18 protein-coding genes and 2 pseudogenes are annotated in these 23,575 nt (G+C 37.6%); 13 read left to right on the top strand and 7 right to left on the bottom strand.

What is annotated here, in order from left to right; translation table 11 throughout:
- The first annotated feature begins 10 nt into the window (after positions 1–10).
- From aspA to RE409_RS23150, 3 genes and pseudogenes are all read left to right on the top strand, one after another.
- Positions 11–1,441, top strand: coding sequence for an aspartate ammonia-lyase (gene aspA, locus RE409_RS23160; RefSeq protein ID WP_053348174.1), 1,431 nt, complete (start codon positions 11–13; stop codon positions 1,439–1,441).
- 405 nt (positions 1,442–1,846) lie between these two features.
- A complete protein-coding gene (locus RE409_RS23155; RefSeq protein ID WP_053347681.1) occupies positions 1,847–2,878 on the top strand; it encodes a Delta(5) desaturase DesA in 1,032 nt (343 codons plus the stop codon).
- Positions 2,879–2,962: 84 nt separating this feature from the next.
- Positions 2,963–3,534, top strand: a pseudogene (locus RE409_RS23150) (response regulator transcription factor).
- Positions 3,535–3,904: 370 nt separating this feature from the next.
- Here RE409_RS23150 and blaOXA read toward each other — a convergent pair.
- A complete protein-coding gene (gene blaOXA, locus RE409_RS23145; protein WP_201186673.1) occupies positions 3,905–4,699 on the bottom strand; it encodes a class D beta-lactamase in 795 nt (264 codons plus the stop codon).
- A 173-nt stretch (positions 4,700–4,872) separates the two neighbouring features.
- Between blaOXA and RE409_RS23140 the strand changes: the two genes are divergently transcribed.
- The 3 genes from RE409_RS23140 (at position 4,873) to RE409_RS23130 (ending at position 7,939) form a co-directional block, all read left to right on the top strand.
- The gene (locus RE409_RS23140; RefSeq protein ID WP_309558142.1) at positions 4,873–6,237 is read left to right on the top strand and encodes an aminotransferase-like domain-containing protein; all 1,365 of its coding nucleotides are present in this window, start codon (positions 4,873–4,875) and stop codon (positions 6,235–6,237) included.
- 316 nt (positions 6,238–6,553) lie between these two features.
- Positions 6,554–7,309, top strand: a complete 756-nt coding sequence (locus RE409_RS23135; protein WP_201250402.1) for an AAA family ATPase — start codon at positions 6,554–6,556, stop codon at positions 7,307–7,309.
- A 165-nt stretch (positions 7,310–7,474) separates the two neighbouring features.
- The gene (locus RE409_RS23130; protein ID WP_201223059.1) at positions 7,475–7,939 is read left to right on the top strand and encodes a DUF3291 domain-containing protein; all 465 of its coding nucleotides are present in this window, start codon (positions 7,475–7,477) and stop codon (positions 7,937–7,939) included.
- Positions 7,940–8,012: 73 nt separating this feature from the next.
- Here RE409_RS23130 and RE409_RS23125 read toward each other — a convergent pair whose 3' ends face one another.
- Positions 8,013–8,462: an AraC family transcriptional regulator gene (locus RE409_RS23125; protein WP_201250403.1), complete on the bottom strand. Its 450-nt coding sequence runs from the start codon at positions 8,460–8,462 to the stop codon at positions 8,013–8,015.
- Positions 8,463–8,800: 338 nt separating this feature from the next.
- Here RE409_RS23125 and RE409_RS23120 point away from each other — a divergent pair, with 338 nt between their 5' ends.
- Both RE409_RS23120 and RE409_RS23115 read left to right on the top strand, forming a co-directional pair.
- Positions 8,801–9,187 (top strand): DUF1259 domain-containing protein, encoded by a 387-nt coding sequence (locus tag RE409_RS23120; protein WP_201223062.1) that lies wholly within the window; start codon positions 8,801–8,803, stop codon positions 9,185–9,187.
- A gap of 270 nt (positions 9,188–9,457) precedes the next feature.
- Positions 9,458–9,685 (top strand): annotated as a pseudogene (locus tag RE409_RS23115) (group II intron maturase-specific domain-containing protein); the annotation flags it as partial.
- 278 nt (positions 9,686–9,963) lie between these two features.
- Here the strand turns inward: RE409_RS23115 and RE409_RS23110 are convergent.
- Positions 9,964–11,199, bottom strand: a complete 1,236-nt coding sequence (locus tag RE409_RS23110) for an IS110 family RNA-guided transposase (protein WP_309558141.1) — start codon at positions 11,197–11,199, stop codon at positions 9,964–9,966.
- 899 nt (positions 11,200–12,098) lie between these two features.
- Between RE409_RS23110 and RE409_RS23105 the strand changes: the two genes are divergently transcribed.
- From RE409_RS23105 to RE409_RS23090, 4 genes are all read left to right on the top strand, one after another.
- Positions 12,099–13,292, top strand: coding sequence for an oxalate decarboxylase family bicupin (locus RE409_RS23105; protein ID WP_309558140.1), 1,194 nt, complete (start codon positions 12,099–12,101; stop codon positions 13,290–13,292).
- 45 nt (positions 13,293–13,337) lie between these two features.
- The gene (locus RE409_RS23100) at positions 13,338–13,601 is read left to right on the top strand and encodes a hypothetical protein (protein WP_201186668.1); all 264 of its coding nucleotides are present in this window, start codon (positions 13,338–13,340) and stop codon (positions 13,599–13,601) included.
- A gap of 336 nt (positions 13,602–13,937) precedes the next feature.
- A complete protein-coding gene (locus RE409_RS23095; protein ID WP_309558139.1) occupies positions 13,938–14,798 on the top strand; it encodes a transporter substrate-binding domain-containing protein in 861 nt (286 codons plus the stop codon).
- A gap of 511 nt (positions 14,799–15,309) precedes the next feature.
- Positions 15,310–15,930 carry a hypothetical protein gene (locus RE409_RS23090; protein ID WP_201186666.1) on the top strand — a complete coding sequence of 207 codons (621 nt, stop codon included), beginning with the start codon at positions 15,310–15,312 and terminating at the stop codon, positions 15,928–15,930.
- 554 nt (positions 15,931–16,484) lie between these two features.
- Here RE409_RS23090 and RE409_RS23085 read toward each other — a convergent pair.
- The 3 genes from RE409_RS23085 to RE409_RS23075 all read right to left on the bottom strand — a co-directional run bounded on the left by RE409_RS23085 (position 16,485) and on the right by RE409_RS23075 (position 20,452).
- Positions 16,485–17,330, bottom strand: a complete 846-nt coding sequence (locus tag RE409_RS23085) for a carbon-nitrogen hydrolase (RefSeq protein ID WP_201186665.1) — start codon at positions 17,328–17,330, stop codon at positions 16,485–16,487.
- Positions 17,327–18,940, bottom strand: a complete 1,614-nt coding sequence (locus RE409_RS23080; RefSeq protein WP_309558138.1) for an amidohydrolase — start codon at positions 18,938–18,940, stop codon at positions 17,327–17,329. Before RE409_RS23080 ends, RE409_RS23085 begins: the two co-directional genes overlap by 4 nt.
- 168 nt (positions 18,941–19,108) lie before the next feature.
- Positions 19,109–20,452 carry an APC family permease gene (locus RE409_RS23075; protein WP_201186663.1) on the bottom strand — a complete coding sequence of 448 codons (1,344 nt, stop codon included), beginning with the start codon at positions 20,450–20,452 and terminating at the stop codon, positions 19,109–19,111.
- Positions 20,453–20,908: 456 nt separating this feature from the next.
- Here RE409_RS23075 and RE409_RS23070 point away from each other — a divergent pair.
- A protein-coding gene (locus RE409_RS23070; protein ID WP_201182105.1) for an IS3 family transposase occupies positions 20,909–22,257 on the top strand; the annotation gives its coding sequence in 2 pieces (ribosomal slippage) (positions 20,909–21,353 and positions 21,353–22,257; 1,350 coding nt in all).
- 360 nt (positions 22,258–22,617) lie between these two features.
- Here the strand turns inward: RE409_RS23070 and RE409_RS23065 are convergent.
- Positions 22,618–23,574 (bottom strand): patatin-like phospholipase family protein, encoded by a 957-nt coding sequence (locus tag RE409_RS23065; RefSeq protein WP_201223068.1) that lies wholly within the window; start codon positions 23,572–23,574, stop codon positions 22,618–22,620.
- Position 23,575 lies beyond the last annotated feature (1 nt).

Below are 23,575 nucleotides of genomic sequence, written 5' to 3'. Positions count from 1 at the left end.
AGCAGGGGAAATGATGATAGACGAGAGAACATGCCGAATTGAGAAAGACTTTCTAGGTGAAAAGGAAATACCAGCAGATGTTTATTATGGAATACAAACTATGCGCGCTGTAGAAAATTTTCCGATTACCGGTTACAAAGTCAATGAAGAAATGATTCGTGCACTAGCCATGATAAAAAAAGCAGCCGCTTTAGCAAATATGGACACAAAACGTTTGTATGAAGGAATTGGAAGCGTTATCGTTAAAGCTTCAGATGAAGTGATTGATGGAAAATGGCATGAATATTTCATCGTTGATCCAATTCAAGGTGGCGCGGGTACATCGATGAATATGAATATCAATGAAATCGTTGCGAACAGAGCGTTAGAATTAATGGGGCACGAAAAAGGTGACTATGCAAAAGTTAGTCCAAACAGCCACGTTAACATGTCGCAGTCAACCAATGACGTATTTCCAACTGCTATTCATTTATCAACACTACGACTATTAGAGCAGTTAATAAAAACAATGACAAAGATGGCGTCAGTATTAAAGGCAAAAGCAAAACAATTTGATCATGTTATCAAAATGGGCCGTACACATCTTCAGGATGCAGTGCCAATTCGTCTCGGCCAAGAATTTGAAGCATATAGTCGCGTGCTAGAACGAGATATAAAAAGAATTAGTCAATCACGTCAGCATTTATATGAAGTGAATATGGGAGCAACAGCTGTTGGAACTGGATTAAATGCAGATCCACGTTATATCGAAAATGTTGTTACTTATTTAGCTGAAATTAGTGAATTGCCACTTGTAGGTGCAGAACATTTAGTAGATGCAACACAAAATACGGATGCCTATACTGAAGTGTCAGCTGCATTGAAAGTATGTATGATGAATATGTCTAAAATTGCTAATGATTTACGTTTGATGGCATCAGGGCCAAGAGCTGGGTTAGGTGAAATCTCGCTTCCGGCACGTCAACCAGGTTCATCAATAATGCCAGGAAAAGTAAATCCAGTAATGCCAGAATTAATTAATCAAGTTGCTTTCCAAGTAATTGGGAATGATAATACGATTTGCTTAGCATCAGAAGCAGGACAATTAGAATTAAACGTAATGGAGCCTGTACTTGTATTCAATTTATTGCAATCAATTAGCATTATGAATAATGCATTCAATGTCTTTACAGATTATTGTTTAGAAGGTATTGAAGCGAATGAGCAACATTTAAAAGATTATGTCGAACAAAGTGTTGGAGTGATTACAGCAGTCAACCCGCACCTTGGTTACGAAGTGGTTTCACGTATTGCACGTGAAGCGATTTTAAAAGGCAAATCAGTTCGCGAACTTTGCTTACAGTATGATGTGTTAACAGAAGAAGAATTAGATTTAATTCTAAACCCTTATGAGATGACAAAGCCTGGTATTGCGGGTGCTTCTCTTTTCGATCGAGAATAACTTTAATATATAGAATTTTTATTGGAAGAACTATGCCTATTATGCCCTAAAGGTTAAAGGCATAGTTCTTGATTTTTTTATTCTTAATTTGAACTTTTGAGTTAGCCTTTAGTGAAGGCTAACTTTTTTTAGATTTAGAAGCTATTTTGGGGGCAGCATTCTACCAAGACCCCATAGAAACGCATTGACTACTCCTAGAATTAAAGGCTAAGGAAACTAGGATGTTTCTGATATTACGTCCTTTGTTCAGAAATTTAGGGAAATATCATAGGCAAGTGTAGTATAAATTTAACTTGTACATGACATTTGTCATATGCTAGTCATGACACCAGGTACTAACAATGTCATTTTCTTTCCTTTATAATATGAATTAACAACAAAAACAAAAGGAAGTGCATTTGAATAATGACCATACAAAATACTAAAAACTTGAGAAAACAAGTTGCTCCTTTTGAACAATCAACCACAAAGGAAAGTATATGGCAGATTATCAATACGTTGGGGCCATTTATTATCTTATGGTACTTAACATATATAAGCCTTTCCGTTTCTTATTGGCTAGCATTAGTTCCAGCCGTGATAGCTGCTGGCTTCTTGACACGAATTTTCATTATTTTTCATGATTGTACCCATCATTCATTTTTTAAAAGCCGCCGTATCAATAGAATAGTGGGGACAGCTATGGGTGTTTTAACGTTATTCCCGTTTGATCAGTGGGGGCATGAGCATTCTGTTCATCACGCTACAAGTGGTAATTTAGATAAGCGAGGTACGGGAGATATTTGGACACTTACGGTGGATGAATATTTGGCAGCACCACTTAAACTACGTTTAGCCTATCGTTTTTATCGCAATCCATTGGTAATGTTCGGAATAGGTCCAATTTATGTTTTCCTTCTTAAAAATAGATTTAACCGAAAAGGTGCTCGAAAGAAGGAAAAAATGAATACCTATTTGACGAATGTACTAATCGTTGTTTTAGTAGGATTACTTTGCTTGGCAGTTGGTTGGCAGTCGGTTCTTTTAGTACAAGGTTCCATATTCTTAATATCAGGTTCAGTAGGCATTTGGCTGTTTTACGTACAGCACACATTTGAGGATTCTTATTTTGAAGAAGATAAGGAATGGGAATATGTAAAAGCAGCAGTGGAAGGAAGTTCTTTTTATAAGCTTCCAAAACTGATGCAATTCCTTACTGGTAATATCGGATACCATCATGTGCACCATTTAAGTCCAAGGGTACCTAACTATAAACTAGAAGAGGCACATAATAATACCCTTCCTTTAAAGAACGTACCAACGATTACTCTTGCTACAAGTTTACGGTCAATCCGTTTCCGCCTGTGGGATGAGGAAAATAAGAATTTTATTGGCTTCAAAGATTTAAGATATGTAGCGGAAAAAAGTGTTTCTGCTAAAGTGAAATCTGAGATTTAACTGCACCATTTATGGACAGACTCCCCTTGATTATAGGGGGAGTCTTTGATTAATATAAAACTGCCCGGTAAGGAGAGAACTTAAATGATTCGAATTGTAATTGCAGAGGATCAGGAAATGCTGTTAGAGGCAATGAGTTCCCTACTTAATTTTGAAGATGATATTGAAGTTGTCGGGCAAGCGCGTAATGGAGAAGAGGCACTTACACTTGTGCACCAATTACAGCCGGATGTTTGTATCATGGATATAGAAATGCCTGAAAAGAGTGGACTTGAGGCAGCAGAAGCTTTAAAGCCATTTGATTTCAAAGTAATTATTTTAACAACTTTCAGGAAAAATGGTTATTTTCAACGTGCGTTAAAAGCTAATGTAAGAGGATATTTATTGAAGGACAGCCCAAGCGACGAGTTAGCCTGTTCGATTCGCAGTATAATGGATGGAAAGCGAATTTACTCCCCCGAACTTATAGATCATGCTTCCAACAATAATGAACAGGATATGGGAGTGTTAGGACTGTTGGCCGATGCTCAAACCACAATTGAACCCTCTAATCAGCAAGGTAACACAATTGGGACTGTAAGAAAATATTTATCAACAATCAAAGATAAAATGAAATTACCAACCGGTTAGAAATTATTAACTTCACCCAAAAATAAACAACTTCTCAGGAATCTACTTGTGAGATTTATGTTGTAATAGATTAAAAATTCTTTTTGAACTCTTTTTCTATTGTGGAAAGGAGTTTTTGTTTTTTTTATGACTGAAGGAGAAGAGTCACGGGTCGAAATCCTTCAAAAAACCGCAAGTATGCTGACCAACACTTTGCTTAATGTGTCATTCATTGCCATACATACACTTATGTAAAATTGTTGTAGCTTAGGTAATATGAAAAAGGTTTCTGTTTTGGTTGGAATATCAGTCTAAGAGAAGGCAGAACATAAAGGAAATTAAAAGGAACCTGAATCAATCGGTTCCTTTTAATTTTTCCTCATATTGTAAAATCTAATTAGAAGCATACGTGAAGGTTTATTCGTTAATAATTTTCAACTCTTTCAGAACATCTACTGTAATCGTCTTTGCTTTGCTTCCGCTTCCGTTAATGTTCGTTGCAAAGACCCATTTCCCTTTGTCTGTTTCGATGTAACCTACATACCAGCCTAATCCCAGATCGGAAAGGCGTGTACCTGTTTTTCCGTGGAGAACATATGAGTCTGCTTCTTCATTAATCATGATTCTCTTTACTGTTCTCATATGCTGTTTATCAAAGGGTAGTTTTTCTTCTACGAGGTTCTCCATAAAACGAGCTTGTTCTTGGGCAGATATTTTTATGCTGCTGTCAAGCCAGAAATGATCAATCCCACCGGATATATCCCTGTTACCATAATTGATTCGATTCACGTATTTCTGCATATCCTCTGCACCAATATCTCGGGCCATTTCTTGATAATACCAGATCACTGAATGTCTCATGCCTGAAGCCAGGGTATGATCCCTGTTCCAATCCTCAAATTCCCTAAGTACACCATCCCAGCGCTTCACTTCATATTCATCATGTACGGCTTTTGTCTGTAAGCCGATTAATGCATTTGGCACTTTAAAAGTCGATTCTGGAGTAAAGCGCACTTTACTTCTCTTTTTGTTATAGATATATACCTTATCAGTTTTAATGTTTTGTATTACGGTTGTCCCTTGTACCCCATCGAACGATTCCCCAACTTGCAGTACTTTCACCTTCTGGTTGTTTGCACTTACTTGAATGCTGCTCATTGAACCACTAAATTGGAGTACAATAAGCATTAGAAATACCTTTAGGGTTTTCATTTCACACTCTCCTTAAAGTCATGGATTGATGGATCAGCAGCAATGCAGGCCTTCATTACTGCAATCAAAAATAGTTAACAAGATTTGATAGCTAAAGTATACTTATTTCCGTTGAGAAACTAAACGATGTTTTTCTTATGCTGTGCCCATACAGATTAGAAGGGAAGGGAAAAATGGTGAGGATATACGAGGAGATTATCGAGGTCATTAATCATCGGCTAGCTCAAGGTTCATTGGGGACAGGGAGCAAGCTGCCTTCTATCAGGGCTTTATCGGACGAGCTCTCTTGCAGTAAAAACAGTGTGATCAAGGCGTACCAGGAAATGGAGAATAGACATTTAATCTATTCTGTTCCCAAGAGTGGTTATTATGTTGTCGAGGACTACTCTCTTCGCCAAAAGGGTCACATAGAGAATGAGAAAATAGATTTTTTGTCTGCAGGTCCCGATAAACATTCAATGCCATATCTTGACTTTAAACATTGCATCAACCAGGCGATTGATTTATATAAAGAAGAAATGTTTTCCTATTCAGAGATTCAAGGATTGCGTTCGCTTCGTTTAGAGCTAGCGAAGCATTTACAGGACCTCCAGGTTTTTACCGTACCCGAAAGAATATTTGTTGTAACTGGATCTCAACAAGCCCTTCATCTTTTTGTCTCACTTCCATTTCCTAACGGAAAGAATAATATTTGCATTGAACAGCCAACACATACTGGATTCATTGAATCTCTAAAACATCAGAATGCTGTTGTTTATGGAATAGAGGTAACGAAAACTGGGATAGATTTGCATGATTTGGAACAAATATTTAAAAAGAATAGCATCAAGTTCTTTTACATAACTTCAAGGTTTCATAACCCAACTGGTTACAGTTATTCGAATGCTGAAAAAAAGAAGATTGTGGAATTGGCACAACAATATGATGTCTATATCGTTGAAGATGATTATATGGGAGATCTTGATTTCAATTTGAAGCAGGACCCGATGTTTGCCTATGATACATCAGGAAGGGTTATCTATACAAAAAGCTTTTCTAAGATATTACTTCCTGGTTTGAGGCTGGGCCTGACAGTCATACCTGACTCGATGAAAGAAGTATTTTTGCAGGCCAAATTTGCTGCAGATTTACATACCCCTGTTCTTACACAGGGTGCTCTAGAAATTTACTTCAAAAATGGAATGTTTCATGCACATATAAAAAAAATGAGGGAGATGTATAGAAACAAAGGAAGGCTATTACAAACAGCCTATAGAGATCATCTGCCTTCTTCTGCTTCTTTTTCCGGTTCATTATCGGGTTTTTATTCAACCATTGAATTACCTTATCCTCTAAAAGCTAAACATCTCATTGAACATTTAATGATGGAAAGTGTGTATGTGGACGATGTTGGAAAAATGTACATGCCAGAATGTAAAAAAGAAAATGTTATTCGACTTAGTGTTTCTCAAATTGAAGATGATTCTATCAGTATTGGTGTACAAAAAATTGCCGAATCTATTAGGAAACTTCTTAAACAGAGAAACATGTCTATGTGAATTTATGTAAAATATGACTAGGTGACAACTAATTAATTCAAAGAACCTAATTTAGAATCTGTTTCTGGGAATGGTGAAGCACATGTCTTAGTAAGCAGAATAACTCTAAAGAATAGAAGATAACTAGCTAAATTAAACCTCTATAAAATTCTGAGAAACGGGAGATTACACTTTATATTAAGGGAATATAGTGTAAATAGATCTGCTATACTTTATTATAATGATACATATGAAGCTCGCTTTATTTGTCGTAAAGGTTCCTAGAAGTTTATATGGTTATAGCTAAAGAATTGTATTTGACACGAGGTGATTAATAATGAAGCTTTATCATGATTCACAGTTTATCAGGGGTACCTACCTTAAAAGAGATCAAATTTCCTCATATGAAAATTTCCCACTTAATCTACCTGTAATTAAGCACATGCAAGAATTAACTTTTCATCCCAATGTTACTTATATTATAGGTGAAAATGGAATGGGGAAGTCAACCTTGCTTGAAGGGATTGCTATTGCATTTGGATTTAACCCAGAAGGTGGAACTCTAAATTTTAACTTTTCCAGTTATGATTCACACTCAAATTTAGAGCAATATCTCCGTTTAAAAAAGGGGGTATATAAGCCGAAGGATAGTTTTTTCTTTAGGGCGGAAACCTTTTATAATTTAGCTACAAATATAGAGGAATTAGACAAGGCGCCATCGAGTGGTCGAAAAATTATAGATTCCTTTGGAGGAAAATCACTTCACCAACAATCTCATGGTGAATCTTTTTTTTCAGCCTTTATAGAACGATTTCAAGGCAATGGTCTGTACATCCTCGATGAGCCTGAAGCAGCTTTGTCACCACTGAGACAAATATCGATGTTAGCCAGAATAAATGAACTTGTTAATCAGGGGTCCCAGTTTATCATTTCCACCCATTCTCCGATAATTATGGCCTATCCAGATGCTAAAATTATTGAAATAAAAGAGGGTGGATTGAGTGAAGTAACTTTAGAGGAGTCCAATCACTATTTATTAATGAAACAGTTTTTTGAAGATAAAGATCGGTTGCTTCATCATCTATTCCAATAAGTGTAGCTCAATTGTTCTTCTACTAACGGGTGCATTACTACAATAAGGGAGGTTGCTGAGGTGACCTCTTTCTTATGCAACTAAAGGGGTAGGTTAGCTGAAGAAGGAATTTTCACATTTTCACTTGAATATATCTAGGAAAAGACTATAGATGGAGGGCTATTTATGGCATTAGTTTCAATCTATACTGTTGGTAGGCTAAACCACCCCTATGACCACCCTGCCTCTCGTGAATTTTTTCAAGTGGGAAATGAAGTATATCGTCAGGCAACTAAATCAGGACTTATAGAGGCGTTTTCACCTGAAGGAGTCCCTTTCCCAGACGAAACCGTAAAGGGAAAGGGTTCTCCTATTCTCACACTAACTGTATGGAGAAGCCTTCAATCCTTATATCGCTTTACCTATTCAGGACAGCATATGCAAGCATTACGAGATAGAAGCAGATGGATCGAGCCATATCCAGAGAAACACCTTTCTTATGTAGTTTGGTGGACAGAAAAGGAGACGGATGTCTCATGGGAGGAGGCATTCAAGAGATATAACTATTATATTCAGCATGGTCCCACTCCTTTTGCATTTGATTTTAAGCATGCATTTGATGAAAAAGGAGAGACGTTCTTGATTAAGTAGCAGGGTTACCCTTTATTAATTGGGAAATTATGCATTGATAAAGTTATCAAACTAGAAAAAAGCTAATCAACTATTAAGGTTTTACTGGTACGCATATTTCGCAATAAGGGTTATTAATCATATCACCAGTGTATCTTTCCAAGATGGGTTTGTTATCAATTTGATATCCAGAGCTTTGTATAGATGGAAAAATTTCAGCATATGCTTTTTGAATATCTTCTGCTGTATGTTTGATTTCGTAAATAAGGTATTTTCCACCAGAAAGTTCACTTTCGCAAATTGAATCATCCATTTGAGAATCCTTTGAAATCACAATACAAGCATCAAACCTACAGTTTTCAGGAAGTGTTGTCTCAGGGTTATCTTGTGGAATTGCAAGTAGGATTGCCGATTTAAGAAGATTTTTCTCCCTAGCCCATACTTTTAACTTCTCCATTACTTCAATATTTTCAGGACCATATGGACCAACTCGTTGCACATAAGCGATACGATAGTTTGGAAGTGTTTTGACTTTAAATTTCATAAATTCTTTCTTCCTTTCTTTGTTTATATTTGTTTGATACATTTTGAATGTAGCATGCTTTAAAAATATATACATTTTATTTTTTAAATTTTTTTGAAAAAATTGTTAAATAATAGTTTTGTTTCTTCGGCTAAAGGGTGCTTTACATCACTATCAATCTTCAATAATCGGGCGCGATTCTTTAATAAGAATCGCTTTTCTTATGGAACTAACGGGAGCAGGATAGTTTGAATAAGATATGAATAATTTTCATAATTTATATTTCAAAATAGATGCATATCCGTTTCGGCTCTATTCATTAATTCATATCCTATTAATACTAGGGAGGAGATGAATAGATGACATCTAATGATGAATTAATTTGTCAAGAGTTTGCAAGAATTATCGGCGGCCAAGAAGGATTTGCGGGTGGAAAATGTGTGACAACCATAAATCGAAATGAAATAAAAGCAAAAATTTTAGGAAAACGTTTTAGAGTGACCTCTTCTTTCTCATTTGAATCAAGAGATAATAAGACTGGACAAGCATTGTGCCTAGGTAGGGTAGCACTCTTGCAAAAAGAAGTTGAGAATTTTGTTGCTTCCATTCTTAAACAAGGAATAATAGTTTCATCCATACACAATGAGTGGCTTTTTGATAATCCGAATTTGATTTACGTTAATATTGAAGCTGTTGATGACCCATTAGTTTTTGCAAGGAAAGTCAGAAAAGCGTTAAGGAACTAATGGATTTCTACTAGTGGTAAACCGGAGCTGTCATAAAAGGCAGAAAAGCAGCTATAAACTGATTTTAACGAACATAATACACAGTAAAACCCAGTTTTGTTGAACTAACGGGTGCGTTAGCTGAAGATCGAAGCTGTCTTTAAGACAGGCTTTTTCGTGCGCCCGGCATGGGTGCAATCTATAGGGTGTGAGTCCCGAACCATGAAGGCAGTAGTAATGGTTAACTTAATGCAAGGGTATCCATGGTGACGTGGAATCTGAAGGAAGCAAGCGGCCATTGATACTCCGAACGTATTGAAGAATTTAGATTCATGGATTCGAAGAAGACTCAGGATGTGCCTATGGAAACAATGGAAACTGCCAAGAACGAGAGTGAGGAAACTCAAAGGATTAGGCGTCCCATTTGGAAAAGCGTATGAATTGGGAAATAGCAGAAAGGGTTATTGGCGCATAGCGCATAGTCCTATTCTAGACAAAACCCTTAATAATGTTTATTGACACCACCAAGGGTTAGTCAATCTATATGAACGATATACAAAACTACGTCAGACTTAAACTGAACCGCCGTATACCGAACGGTACGTACGGTGGTGTGAGAGGTCGGAGGCTAGGCGCCTCCTCCTACTCGATTTATGGAACTAAACCAGCTAATAGTTAGTCAACATTTTTCAATGAAAACTTAAAATATTTCATGCTATACTAAATTTGTGCATGCTAAATAACCTTCCAATGAACTATATTTGGAAAGTTTTGTGCTATTTAGTTATATTTTTAAACTAGGTTAGATCTTGGAAAGTCGAGTTATTTTGTAATAGTGCATAAATCCATTGTAGAAGCTTATTGGCACATGCTATCACAGCTACTTTAAAGGGCTTTCCTTCTTCACGTTTCTTATCATAGAACTCTCGTAATCTCTTGTTCCGAGGGATGATTTCATCTGTCGTTTTCTTCTTGCGACAATCACGAATGGCACAACGAACTGCCATATATAAGGCATGTCGTAGTCTACCAGAACCTCTTTTGGTAATCCGATTTACTGAGCCTTTAAATTTACCTGATTCAAAGATACTTGGATCAATTCCGGCAAATGCCACTAGTTTTTTAGGGTGATTAAACCGATCAATCTCTCCAATTTCAGAAATAATCGTTGTAGCGATTTTTTCACCGATACCAGGGATGGATTGGATAATCTTATATTCTTCAATTTCTTTTGCCAAAGCATTTATCTCTTCTTCAAATTTGGATAAGTGCTTTTGGTATTCTAGAAGCATTTTTATATACATCTCTAGGCTTAAAATGTGACTCTGATATAAAGTTCTCTGAAAAGGATTTCGAGCTGAGGCAGCCATAAGTTTCTCTGCCTGTGTATTCGCCCACTTTCTAGAACGACTTGGACAAAGTTCATTAATCCTATTTGCTACAGTTTCTTCATCGACTGCTGATATGTCTTCAGAAGTAGGGAATTCTAATAGAGTAAGCAAAGAAACAACCGAATACAAATCTCCAAAAACCCCTCTATATTCAGGAAATACTTGATCAAGAACAGCCTGAAACTGTAGTTTTGTTTGTACATAGATACCTGTTATATTTGCATGTTGTCTTGAAAGATTACGAAGATTTAAGAGTTGTATCCCTCGTTTTTTATAAGGCTCTAAATCCTCTTTATAGTACAGCTCGCAGAGGTGACGTGCATCGATTAAATCTGTCTTTACTTTCCGTAAACTAGAGCTCTTCGCACGATAAGAAATGAGTGGGTTAACGATAATTAATAAGTAACCTCTCTCCTCAAAATACTGTACAACGGGCGTATGATAATGCCCAGTAGACTCTAAAACGACCGGAGGTCGAATTCCTGTTACGTTTTCTATCTCTCTAAGATATTGGTGTAAGCTCTCTAGTCCTTCAATGGTATGTGCTACTTTAAAACTTCTTTTATAAGGCTTCTTTTTATTCAAGAACGCTTGAACCTGACTTTCACCTTTAGCTACATCCAGACCAACCACTGGATTCATTTTTTATCTCCTCCAAAACATAATATTGCCGGTAACCCCTAATCCTTCTTGCAGTATCATAGCTTCGCTTGTTATACGAGATCTTGGTCCCAACCAGCCAAATCATGTTTAAGCAAGTAGGGGGCGAACTGTTTAGTTGACGGGGTCCAAGCCCCACGGGCAGGAACGTTCTACCCCGGCTACCGATATCATATATCGATATAAAAATTGTTCAACCAGAAATAACTGGCTGACCTTTATAATACGAAAGGGGCAGGATAGTTGAATAAGGGGGGGAGAAAAAAATTTCCTGATGAAATATACTAAATGTAAAAGTATCCTTTAAAGGATATATTAATAGCCATCGAATAGAGGTAATCAACTTTGGATTATGTAAGATTTTGTATTTATCAATTCATCTTATTTTCAGCACTTTTTGTTATCAACATTCCCCTTGATAAATACATAGGTAAACCATTTACTTCTGTTGATTTAATAGCAATATGTATAAGCTTACCTATCATAATCATCGTTTACCGAGTAGTGAGTAAGATATATAGACAATTCGAGAATATTAGGTTGCGAAATAAGATATTAATTTCAATACCAACTTTTATATTATCAATCTTGTTTATAGGGTTACTGGGGCAATTGTTCTTTTAGTTTTCTTCTTAAACGAACGGGTGCTTTACTTTAATTAGAAGTAGAGCCCTTTTCTTATTCAAGTAACTAGCAGTTTAGTTGAACAACAAAAATTTTAGAAGTGGTTTCTAATATTAATTTTAAACTAAGGGAGCATTTCTACATTAAGGGATGCCCCTGTATTTTTTATTAATAGGCACAGTAACCATTTGAAGCCCAAGTCATACACTATGAAAAAGAATTTTCCCTTAATAATCCCATAAACGAGGAGTGTAATGATGGATAAACGAACTATTAATCAATTGGGTGGGAACGTGCCTCAACCTATCCGAAGTGATGGAGCTGGAGGGATTGACTCTGGCCCGCGTAATATTATGCGAGATATTCAAAATCCGAATATGCTCGTCCCACCTATTACAGATGCAGGCTTAGTTCCTAACTTGAAATTCTCATTCTCAGACACTTCTATGACATTAAATCACGGGGGATGGTCACGGGAGATCACCGCCAGGGAACTTCCGATAGCGACTACTCTTGCTGGAGTAAATATGAGCTTAACGGCCGGCGGAGTACGTGAACTCCATTGGCATAAACAGGCAGAATGGTCTTATATGCTGTTGGGACGGGCACGTATAACCTCGGTTGACCAACATGGACGAAATTTCATTGCCGACGTGGGTCCTGGTGACCTTTGGTACTTTCCCCCAGGTATCCCGCATTCGATTCAAGGGTTGGAACATTGCGAATTTCTGCTCGTCTTCGATGACGGAAACTTTTCCGATCTTTCAACCTTATCCATCTCCGACTGGTTTGCACATACTCCAAAAGATGTTCTGTCGGCCAATTTTGGAGTACCAGAGAGTGCGTTTAACTCCATTCCTTCTGAACAGGTATATATCTATCAGGGGGAGGTTCCAGGTTCACTGGAAAGTCAAGAAGTCCAGTCACCCTACGGAGAAGTCCCTTTTACCTTTAAGCACGAGCTGTTGAAACAAACACCAATCAAAACGCCTGGTGGTAGTGTACGAATTGTGGATTCTTCCAACTTTCCAATTTCAAAAACAATCGCAGCAGCACTCGTTGAGATTGAACCGGGTGCAATGAGAGAACTTCATTGGCATCCCAATAACGACGAGTGGCAGTATTACCTTACCGGACAAGGGCGAATGACTGTATTTACTGGAAACGGTGCAGCACGTACATTTGATTATAGAGCTGGTGATGTCGGATATGTACCCTTTGCTACTGGACACTATATTCAAAACACGGGTACAGAAACATTATGGTTTTTAGAGATGTTCAAAAGCGACCGCTTTGAAGATGTGTCGCTGAATCAATGGATGGCACTGACTCCTAAAGAATTAGTTCAAAGCAACTTAAATATTGGATCAGAATTGCTCGATTTTCTACGCAAGGAGAAATGGCCAGTTGTGAAATATCCCGGGTTTTCCTACTATACAAAAAACAGGTAGATAAGAGTAGATTTGTTTATCCATATAGTTGTGGAGGTGATTACTATGTACAAGACAATTTACGACCACGCAACTGAGATTACACAAGCTGTTATAAAAGCAAGAGGGGAAGCGATTAATGGCGAAAAAGAATTGATAGAAACTTACCTAAGTGATGAAGCTGTTACCAACTTATATAAAAAAACATTTAGAGTTCTATCTGACCAATTAATTTTCTATGAGGTTGCAGTGGGGAAGAATTATTTCCTCCAACCATCGAACTATTGTCAACCAGGGGTGGTTTATCGAAATTCCATGGATGCTTTTTAAAATTAGTTGGAAAGTATGAAAAAATTCTTTTAAAAAGTTTGTTCTTAAGGAGTCCTATGAGAATTATCTTGAAGGACCTTTCTTTATTAAGTTTTTGTGAAACTTTGAACTTAAACTAACGGGTGCGTTAGTTCAACAAGAAATTAAATTAGGACTACACATTTTAGATATGTCTAATATGTGTAGTCCTTTTAATATCAACTGTTACGCTAATCTAACCTAAATATAAAAAAGTGGCATTTTTATTTGTTTTGAAGGTGATTCATTGATGTTGTCGTATTTTAATAATTGGTAGATTATTTCTGAAAATATAGCAAAAAATGGAGGGGGAATCACATGTTTAAAAATTGGAAAAAAACACTAATGGCTGGAGTGATCAGCTTATCCTTGCTAGGTACAGGGTACGTCGGTCACGACCTGATCTCCTCGCAAATCGTATCGGCTAAACCCGCATCAGAAAATGCACCAGGGCATTTGAAAAATGTTGAGACTTCCCAGCTTGATGAAATAATCGAACGAGGATACATTCGGGTAGGAATGACCGGGGACTACAAACCTTTTACCTATTTGAACCCAGAAACAAATGAGTATGAAGGCTTTGACGTGGACGCTGCCAAAGAGCTTGGCAAAGACCTCGGTGTGGAGGTAGAATTTGTCGCTACCACATGGCCAACGATGATGAAAGACCTACAAGCGGACAAATTTGATATCGCTGTGGGCGGTGTGACTCGCAACACAGCCAGACAAAAAAGCGCTTATGTATCCCAAGGTTACCTTTCATTCGGTAAGGTGCCTTTGATTCGCAAGAAAGATAAAGACAATTATCTTACCATTGAAGATATCAACAAGCCTTCTGTACGCATTGGCGTAAATCCAGGCGGAACAAACGAAGCATTTGTTCGTCAGTATCTAAGCAATGCTAACGTAACTGTTGTAGAAAACAATCTTGATATCCCTCATCTTGTTGCAGAAGGTACGTATGATGTTATGATCACAGACACAGTAGAAGCAATGCTGTATGCTAAAGCTGATCCCAGACTGTATGCGGCTCTAACTGACAAGCCTTTCACAAACAGTGAAAAAGGTTATATGATCCCACGAGGTGATTTCATTTATGCAAGCTACTTGGAAATGTGGATGGATGAAATGAAGCTCCAGGGAAAATTTGACGACCTCTACAAAAAGTGGATGGAATAGAATATAGATATGCTCCTTAAAAAGCTACCCTTAATACTGCCGTGTCAGTTTCTAGGGAAGCTTTTTTTTGTAAAAATAAAATCAGAAGAGTAAATTACTTCGCCTTTTTCTTGTTTCACTAACGGGTGCTTTACTAAATAAGGGAGGTTGCTAAGGCAACTTTTTTTGTATGCAAGGCAGGATTGATAAACAAGAAACACATGTTTTATAATATCTTTGATTACTCCTCTTGGTCATACACTGTGGGTTCTTTAACTGGTATAGTTTTATTTGGACTTATAATAAAGGTGCTTCGCAGGAAAAGATAACTGAATTTATTCTAAACTAATTCTTCTTAAACGAACTGTTGCGATACTTCAATTACGAAGTGTCGCTTTTTTCTTGAAGAGCAAATGTGGGTGAATAGTTCAGTAATTTACACGCCCGAATATACTGAAAAAGGGATATAGTTTTTTTTCGCCAATGAAAGGTGTAATGATCAAATACTTAAGATGAAAGGAAACCTTTATTTATGGTACAAACTTCAAGAATCATTTCTAGAGCTGCTGTTCGCGGATCTGCAAGTGGTTTACTATTCATGGCGTTTTTCGGTACGCTTTGGGCAGGCACAGGTGTAATGGGATTGCAAGGTTGGGGATTTCCTTACGTGGAGTTAGTTGCTGTTTTCGTAGGTATTACGTTGATTATTGGTGGGATTTCATTAATACGAGCATCAAAACGATTATCTAATCAGGTCTCACAAGAAGAGGCCAGGCGCTGGAAGCGTATAAGGTTTTGGTTTAACATAACCTTCATTGCGGAAGGTTTGGCAATCGGGATTGCAATTGCCATCTGTAACGCAACTAATTTTACTGATCTAATACCGGCAATTATCGCCTTAATTGTGGGTATTCATTTTTTACCTTTGGCGCATCTTTTTCAATTAAGAATCTACTATGTTACCGGATTACTCCTCTGTTTACTTGCGATTATTACATTACTGGTTGTGCCTGAGAGTGTCACGCTGTTTGAGCATCAAATCATTGCACCGTTATCGATAATCGGCTTCGGCTCCGCACTAATCCTTTGGACAACTGCATTGACGATATGGCTAAAGGCTAAAAAATTGCTAGGTATCGTCCCGCAATTATAACCTAAATAGTGAGACCGGACTTTACTTCGAAAAAGTGCGTCTATTGTACAAAAAAGTGAAATGCAGAGTAATTTTCTTATACAGCTAATTGGGAAGGCGTGAATAAAACTTCCTAGCGCCATACCAAAAGCCACTGAATTGGCAGGCGATCTAAACACGATGATTGAAGAGTTTATCATGACAGATGAAATTTGAGAAAAGGTGAAGGACGATCCATATGAAGTCATTATCAAAAGCAAGGATGACGAACGAATGACTTAAAGGAAGAGGGACTGTCTTATATAAAATAAGGCAGTCCCTTCAGTTTATTATGTTGTTTTTTAATTCAATAAATTGGTAGGACCCCAATCCGTGATTATTATTTGTTTCCTCATATACATAATCCGAACGAAATATAGCAAGAGTTGCATTATGCTCTTATATCTACATAACGTTTATTCGGTTTATTTGAGCTAACTTCAAAAGAGTTACCAATTAGTGTTTTATTGGATTCAACATTTTCTAATAGAAAATTATAAATGATTAGTACGTACTTATACATAGGACAGGTAACCCTAACATTGTTCCAAAATCGGCCCGTATGTATCCGTTCGTCGATCCCTTAAAAATTGTAGGAGATTTCTTGCAAACTCGATTTCTTTTATATTGATTTCCTGGACCAGGATTCCTTCCTCTTCATCTAATGATTGGACAATATCCCCCATTGGATTGCTTATGAAACTTCCACCATAGAATCTCATATCTTTTTCTTGGCCGACTCGGTTAACCGCAGCTACAAATACTCCATTGTGAATGCCGTGTGAAGAGATGGCTTTGGTCCAGGTTCTTCTAGTGGATAGCTCTGGATGATCCGGCTCCGAACCAATTGCGGAGGGATAGAATAGTATATCTGCTCCCTTCAATGTCAAAATACGGGCTACCTCCGGAAACCACTCGTCCCAGCAGATGCCGATTCCAATCTTCCCAAATTTCGTATCGTACACTGGATACCCTGTATTTCCTTGCGTAAAGTAATATTTTTCATGGTATTGAGGCCCGTCTGGGATATGGTTTTTCCGTGTTGTGCCTAAATGTTGTCCATTTTCATCAAAAACTGCAGCACTATTAAAATAAATCCCTTTTGCTACCCATTCATAGAAAGGAACGATTAACACGATTCCTAGCTCTTTGGAAAGTTCCTGCATCTCCTTTATAGCTACGTGGTCTAAAGGGATTGCTAATAGATAATTCTCTACAGAAACTGTTTGAGCAAAGTATTCAGAATGATAGAGTTCCTGTAAACAAATAACCTTTGCTCCTTGAGCTGCAGCTTCTCTGACCTTCACTTTTGTTTTTTCTACATTCACTTCAATTCGTTCATCACAAGTCAATTGAATTAATCCTATCTTCACTTTGCTCATATGGATACCTCCCCAACAATTTCATGGACAACCCTACCGTCTACCATGGTAAAAACAACATTTGCATTTTTGATTTCCTCATATGGGACATCAAATAAGTTACGGTCAAGGACAATAATATCTGCAAGTTTTCCAGCCTCAATTGTTCCTAGTTCTTTTTCACGGAAAGACCCATATGTCGGAGCCGCAGTATAAGCAAGTAGCGCATCCTTTAATGAAATTCGTTCCTTTTCATCCCATGTTACACCTTCATCATCTAGCCTTGTAACAGCACGATAAATCCCTGACAACGGTTCCAACTTTACAACTGGATAGTCGGTGCCAAATACAACATTTGTGCCATTATCTATCATCGTTTTTAGTAAAAAGGTATATTTCATTCGCTCTTGCCCGATTAAGTCCTCGTACACCTCCCTTTGTGAAACGTTGATATGTTCTGGCTGAACAGAGGCAAGTACTCCTAGTTTGTTAAACCTTTCAATGTCATCAGGATGAATCATTTCTACATGCTCTATTACATGACGGGAATCTCTCACCCCATTTTTCCGCTGTGCTGCTTCAAAAGAATCCAAAGCTAATTTAACCGCTCCATCCCCAATACAATGGAAGCGAACCCGAAATCCTTCTTCATCAGCTTCTACTGTCCAATTTTTAATCGTCTCCTCAGGAAAAACTGTATTCCCCTTTGTCGTTGGATTGTTTGCATATTCATCTAGCAAATAGGCAGTATGACTGGTGGTGACTCCATCGACAAACTGCTTGAAGCCACAGAATTGAACCAAATTGGATGTATATTTCTCACGTAAACTTTTTGCCAGTCCCAAATCTCCGTTTAAGGGAGCAACAAAATGAATTCTTGCAGTTAACTTACCTTGTTTTTCATATTCACCATACAATTCAGCTTCTTCCACACCCATTTCTGGGATCCTTAATAAATCATGAACAGAAGTAACTCCGTATTTAGCTGCTTCACGTAAAAAATTATTGAGTAACTTCTCTTGCATTTCAAGATTAATAGGTAATGCTTTCGTGACAAAACCTACAGCGTGCTCAAGTAATAATCCTGTAGGCTCCCCATTTTCATCCCTAACAATCTCGCCGTATGGAGGATTTTTCGTATTTTTATCGATTCCTGCCAATTCCAACGCTTTGGAATTCACCCATGCACTATGAAATTCAGCCTGATATAACAGTACAGGTCTGTCCGAAATTACTTCGTCCAAGAAGGATCGATGCGGCTGCCCATCCTCCCAAAGGCTTTGTTCCCAGCTACACCCTATGACAAAGGGGTCATCTATTTTGGTGTCTGCGTATGCTTTAACCATCTCAGCGGCATCTTTTGCCGATTTCGCTGAATTGAGCCGAACGCTATCATTCAATAAACCTCCTAACAACAAATGGATATGGAAGTCATGGAAACCCGGCATAATCAGTTGATCACCAAAATGGTAAATCTTCGTCTGACTATCTACATATTCAGCAAAACAACCTAATTCTAAAACTTCTATAATTTTATTTTCCTTGATTAATATAGACGCTGGAACGGGAGAGTCTGTTGACCCAGTTAAAACTGCATTCCCACTAATAACAATATCTGCTATGATCGGCATTGTAACCTCTCCTTATAGAGTAAAATCTTATTTTCGCATGCCACTTGTTTTATTTAAAAAGTGCAAGTTCTATGCCAAATTAACTCTGGCTGTTCACCTAATCCTATAAAAATGCTATTACTTTTGATTATTGTATCTTCTTTTATCATGATAATTTCCCCTTTATTTTTAAGTATGTTCACCTGATAAGTTTATTTCTGGTGGTGACTCTTTAAATCCTTTTGTTAATACCAGCATGTACACAAACCCAAGCACAAACCAAATCCCTCCAAGTACTTTTGAGTGAATATCTAAGTTCACAAGTAACCATAAATCAAGAACGGCTCCAATAAGTGGAATGATTAAATATAGAATGGTTCCTTTGAAAGATCGCTGTTTGTTCTTGATAAAGTAATAAAAAATTACAGAGAGATTAACACAAGTGAAGGCAAGGAAGGCTCCGAAATTTATAAATGAAGCAACTAATGTCAAACTTAAAACTAATGCAAGTAGTGAAAACCCACTAATTACAAGAATGTTATTAACAGGAGTGTTATATTTTTTATGAAGAGTTCCGAAGAATCGCTTCGGTAATTGTCCATCACGCCCCATTGCATAGAGGACACGTGATGCACTTGCTTGAGAAGACATTGCAGATCCAAAGGCGGTGAACCCATAGACAGCTAAGAAGAGAGTAGCAAATGTTTTTCCGCCAACTAATGTAATAATTTCATTAGCTGCTGCATCCGCATTACTGAACGTATCATATAAAGGCCATACGTTATGTGCAAAATATGAAACGGCTATAAATAGAATTCCTCCTGTAAACATGATGATATAGATTGCGCGGGGAATGGTTTTTTCAGGTTGAATCGTCTCTTCAGCAAATGCTGTAGCAGAATCAAACCCAAGAAATGAGAAACAAAGAAGTGCTGCTCCTGCGACTATGAAAGAAAAGTGCTCATTCGTATTATAAAAAGAATCAAAACTCCAAAGTGTACCCGTTCCTGTGCCACCGGTAATTTCACGGATGGATAATCCGATAAATATAGCGATGAAAAGAATGGCTAAAATTGTAAGGAGAGCATTTGCTTTTGTCGCTATTTTTACACCTATCACATTAATCACTGTCACAATCAACAGTAAACTTAATACCCAAACATATGCCGGTATAGATGGAAAAGCTGCCGAGAAGAAAATGCTAAATAATAAGTAGTTGACCATTGGAATGAATAAATAATCCATTAAAATCGACCAACCTACGAGAAAACCAGCATAAGAATTGATTGATTTTTGTGTGTACGCATAAGCAGAACCTGCTGAAGGTATAACCTTTGCCATCTGTCCATAACTGTATGCCGTAAAGAACATCACACCTAAAGCGAGTAAGTAGGATCCTGGAACCATACCATGAGATAATTGAGCCGCGATTCCATATGTACTAAACACAGTGGCCAACGCCATAAATGAAAAACCAAATAGAACGACAGGAATAAGCGTTAACGACCTCTTCATCCCTTTTGAATCTGACATATAACAACCCCCTTTATTTCTGTTTTAGTTTCTACACATAAAACAAAGCAAAAAATATGCCATTTTCTCATAATTAGTAAACGACCTTCTTTTGTGGTGACACAAGCCTTAAGAAATCCTTTATCAAATGAGAAGAAATTTGTACTTGAGACCACAATTAAGTTCCAAAAACATGTAAAATTGCATACCTTATTCACATTTGCATAAAAAATCACCCTATTTAAAGTAATCTACTTTAAAAGGATGTCATTGTTATTCGTACACTAGGGGTCCTACATTACTCTATTAGATTGTGAGGGTTTATACTTAAACTAGATTTCAAAAAACATTACGTGAAATAGAAGTGCCTAACTTTTTCTTGTTAAACTAACTGGTGCGTTTGTTCTTTAAAGAGCTGTGACGATGAACTGCACCCCAATTGTTAGACAACATCTAACAATTGGAGGTGCAGTTTTTTTGACTAAATATACGATAGACGAAAAATTACATGCAGTTTTAGAGTACTTGGAAGGGAAAAAATCCTATAAATCCATCGCACAAGAAAGAAATGTAGGTCTATCCCCTCTGAAGAGATGGGTCGCTCGCTATCTAGAACATGGGATGGAAGGAATTGCTTCATCCTATACAAATTACACTCTGCCCTTTAAACTAGAGGTACTTAATTATATGAACGAATATGGGGCATCGATCAGCGAGACCGCTGTACACTATAATCTTCCTTCCGATTCTACACTTTTGAAATGGTCAAATCAGTTGAAGGAAGGAGGTATAGACGCCCTTAAACCAAAGAAAAAGGGGCGTCTATCCATGAAAAAAGAAACCAAAAAAACATCACCAGCTAAAGGCTCTCAAGAAGCACTTCTTGCCGAATTAGAATACTTACGTGCAGAGAATGCCTATCTAAAAAAGTTGAATGCCTTAGTTCAAGAAAAGGAAGCCCTACAAAGAAAGACAAAGCGAAAGTAGTCCATGAACTAAGGAAACAATTTGATTTAAATCTGCTTCTATCCATTTCTAACATGGCACGGAGTACATACTATTATTGGGTAAACGCCTTCGGGCGTGAGGATAAATACACAGAAATGAAATCCCTTATCGAAGAGATTTTCCATACGCATAAAGGGCGCTATGGGTATCGGCGTATCACCCTAGAATTACGTAACAGAGGTGCTCGCATCAATCATAAAACAGTTCTCCGATTGATGAATGAACTAGGATTGAAGTCTTTAGTTCGCATGAAGAAATACCGTTCGTACAAAGGGAAAATCGGCAAGATTGCACCCAACATTCTAGCACGTGATTTCAAGGCAACAAACTCAAATGAAAAATGGGTGACAGACGTCACAGAATTCCATCTAGCTGGGGAGAAACTATACTTATCGGCCATTCTTGATCTGTTTAATGGAGAAATCATCGCCTATAATGTCGAATCTCGGCCTGTTTATCCCCTCGTTTCCAAAATGCTGGAGAAAGCCTTTGACCGCTTGGAATCGAAAGATTCACCCATTCTTCATTCAGATCAGGGCTGGCATTACCAGATGAAACAATATTCGCATGATTTGAAAAGACATAACATTACACAAAGCATGTCCCGTAAAGGAAATTGTCTCGATAATGCGGTCATAGAAAACTTCTTTGGCCTATTAAAATCAGAGTTACTTTATCTTCAAGAATTTGAAAGCATGGAGCATTTCAAACAAGAATTAGAAGAATATATCCATTACTACAATCATCAACGAATCAAGGTAAAATTAAAAGGCATGAGCCCGGTAGAATTCCGGGTTCATGCCCTCAAGGCTGCCTAATTAAATAAAGTGTCTAACTTTTTGGGTTCACTTCACGATCAGCTCTTTTCTTATGGAGCTAAAGGGCAGGTTTATTCAAGAAGGACTTCATAACTCAATGCAGAATATTAAGGAAAAATATATATTTTAATGTAATGATCAGATATACAGGGGGCACCTAAGGAAGGTTGCTGAGGCAGCCTTTTTCTTATGGCACTAACAGGGCAGATTAGTTGAAGAAGAACTGAATAAATAAATAAATAAATAAATAAATAAATAAATAAATAAATAAATAAAAACAGCCAGGTTCTGGCTGTTTTTTATAAAAAATCCAAATTCTTAAAATGAAAAAAATTCAATCAAATTTATGGGATAATTTTATTAATTCCAGTTTTTCTCTATAAATTGAATTGCAGGTTGTAAATTTGTTTTGTTAGCAATTGAAATGACAGTGGGAACCACAGAAGGGTCCGTTTTGGATAAATTAGGGATCCGTGGATTTAACCGAAAAAAACGATTTCCTAGAAGCTGAGAACTGACCATGGATTCATAGTAACCGGATCCACTAGCGATTATTTGAAGAAATGGCAGTAAGGGTTCATTGGGCGATCGGTCCAAAAGAACTCCCCAATTTGGGGGAAGGTTCTTCATATTTTCGGGGCGTATGTTATCTGCACTCACCATCCCCCACCCCTTTGTATCTCTTCTTAATTGAGTCGGCTCTTCACCTGTTCCAATGGATAATACCGCAATTTGATCCAACGGCTGTTTGGCTTTCCCCACTGCAAACGCGATACTGGCTGTACTGGGGTTAGTTGCTACTGTATACCCATCCACGTAGTTTTGATAGGCTCGTTGCGTCGCGGGAGCACCACTGCTCCGTAGTATTACATCACTCGCTTTCTCATGTAAATAGGGAGAGCCAGGAAAGTTGTGGAATAACACAGGAGTCCAACGATTCAGCTCCGGTGAGAATAAATGAAATGCAGGGACAACAATTCGTCTTTTTAAGTCTTTGAGGAGAAGATCTGGTGGGAAAAATGTTTGTACCGCTTTAATGAAACCAGAATATGGTAATTGTTGGTTGTAAACAGGTCCACCTGGTCGGGAAACGCTGAATGCCGGCAGGATTTTATCCTTAAAAAACTGGAGTGTCTCCTTCGGCGATCTTCCACTTGCTAACGCAAGGGCAGTGAATGAACCGATTGAATTTCCCGAAAAAACATTGGTTCGACTAATTAATTTTGGGTTTTGCTGAGCCAGTCTGTTCAAAAGTTGTAAACTTAAAGCCCCTAAGGTGCCGCCTCCATCAAAGGTCATGATCCGATATTTTGTCAAA

Source organism: Peribacillus sp. R9-11 (genome assembly GCF_031345095.1).
Classification (GTDB): domain Bacteria; phylum Bacillota; class Bacilli; order Bacillales; family DSM-1321; genus Peribacillus; species Peribacillus butanolivorans.
This window is presented reverse-complemented; position numbering and strand designations above follow the sequence as displayed.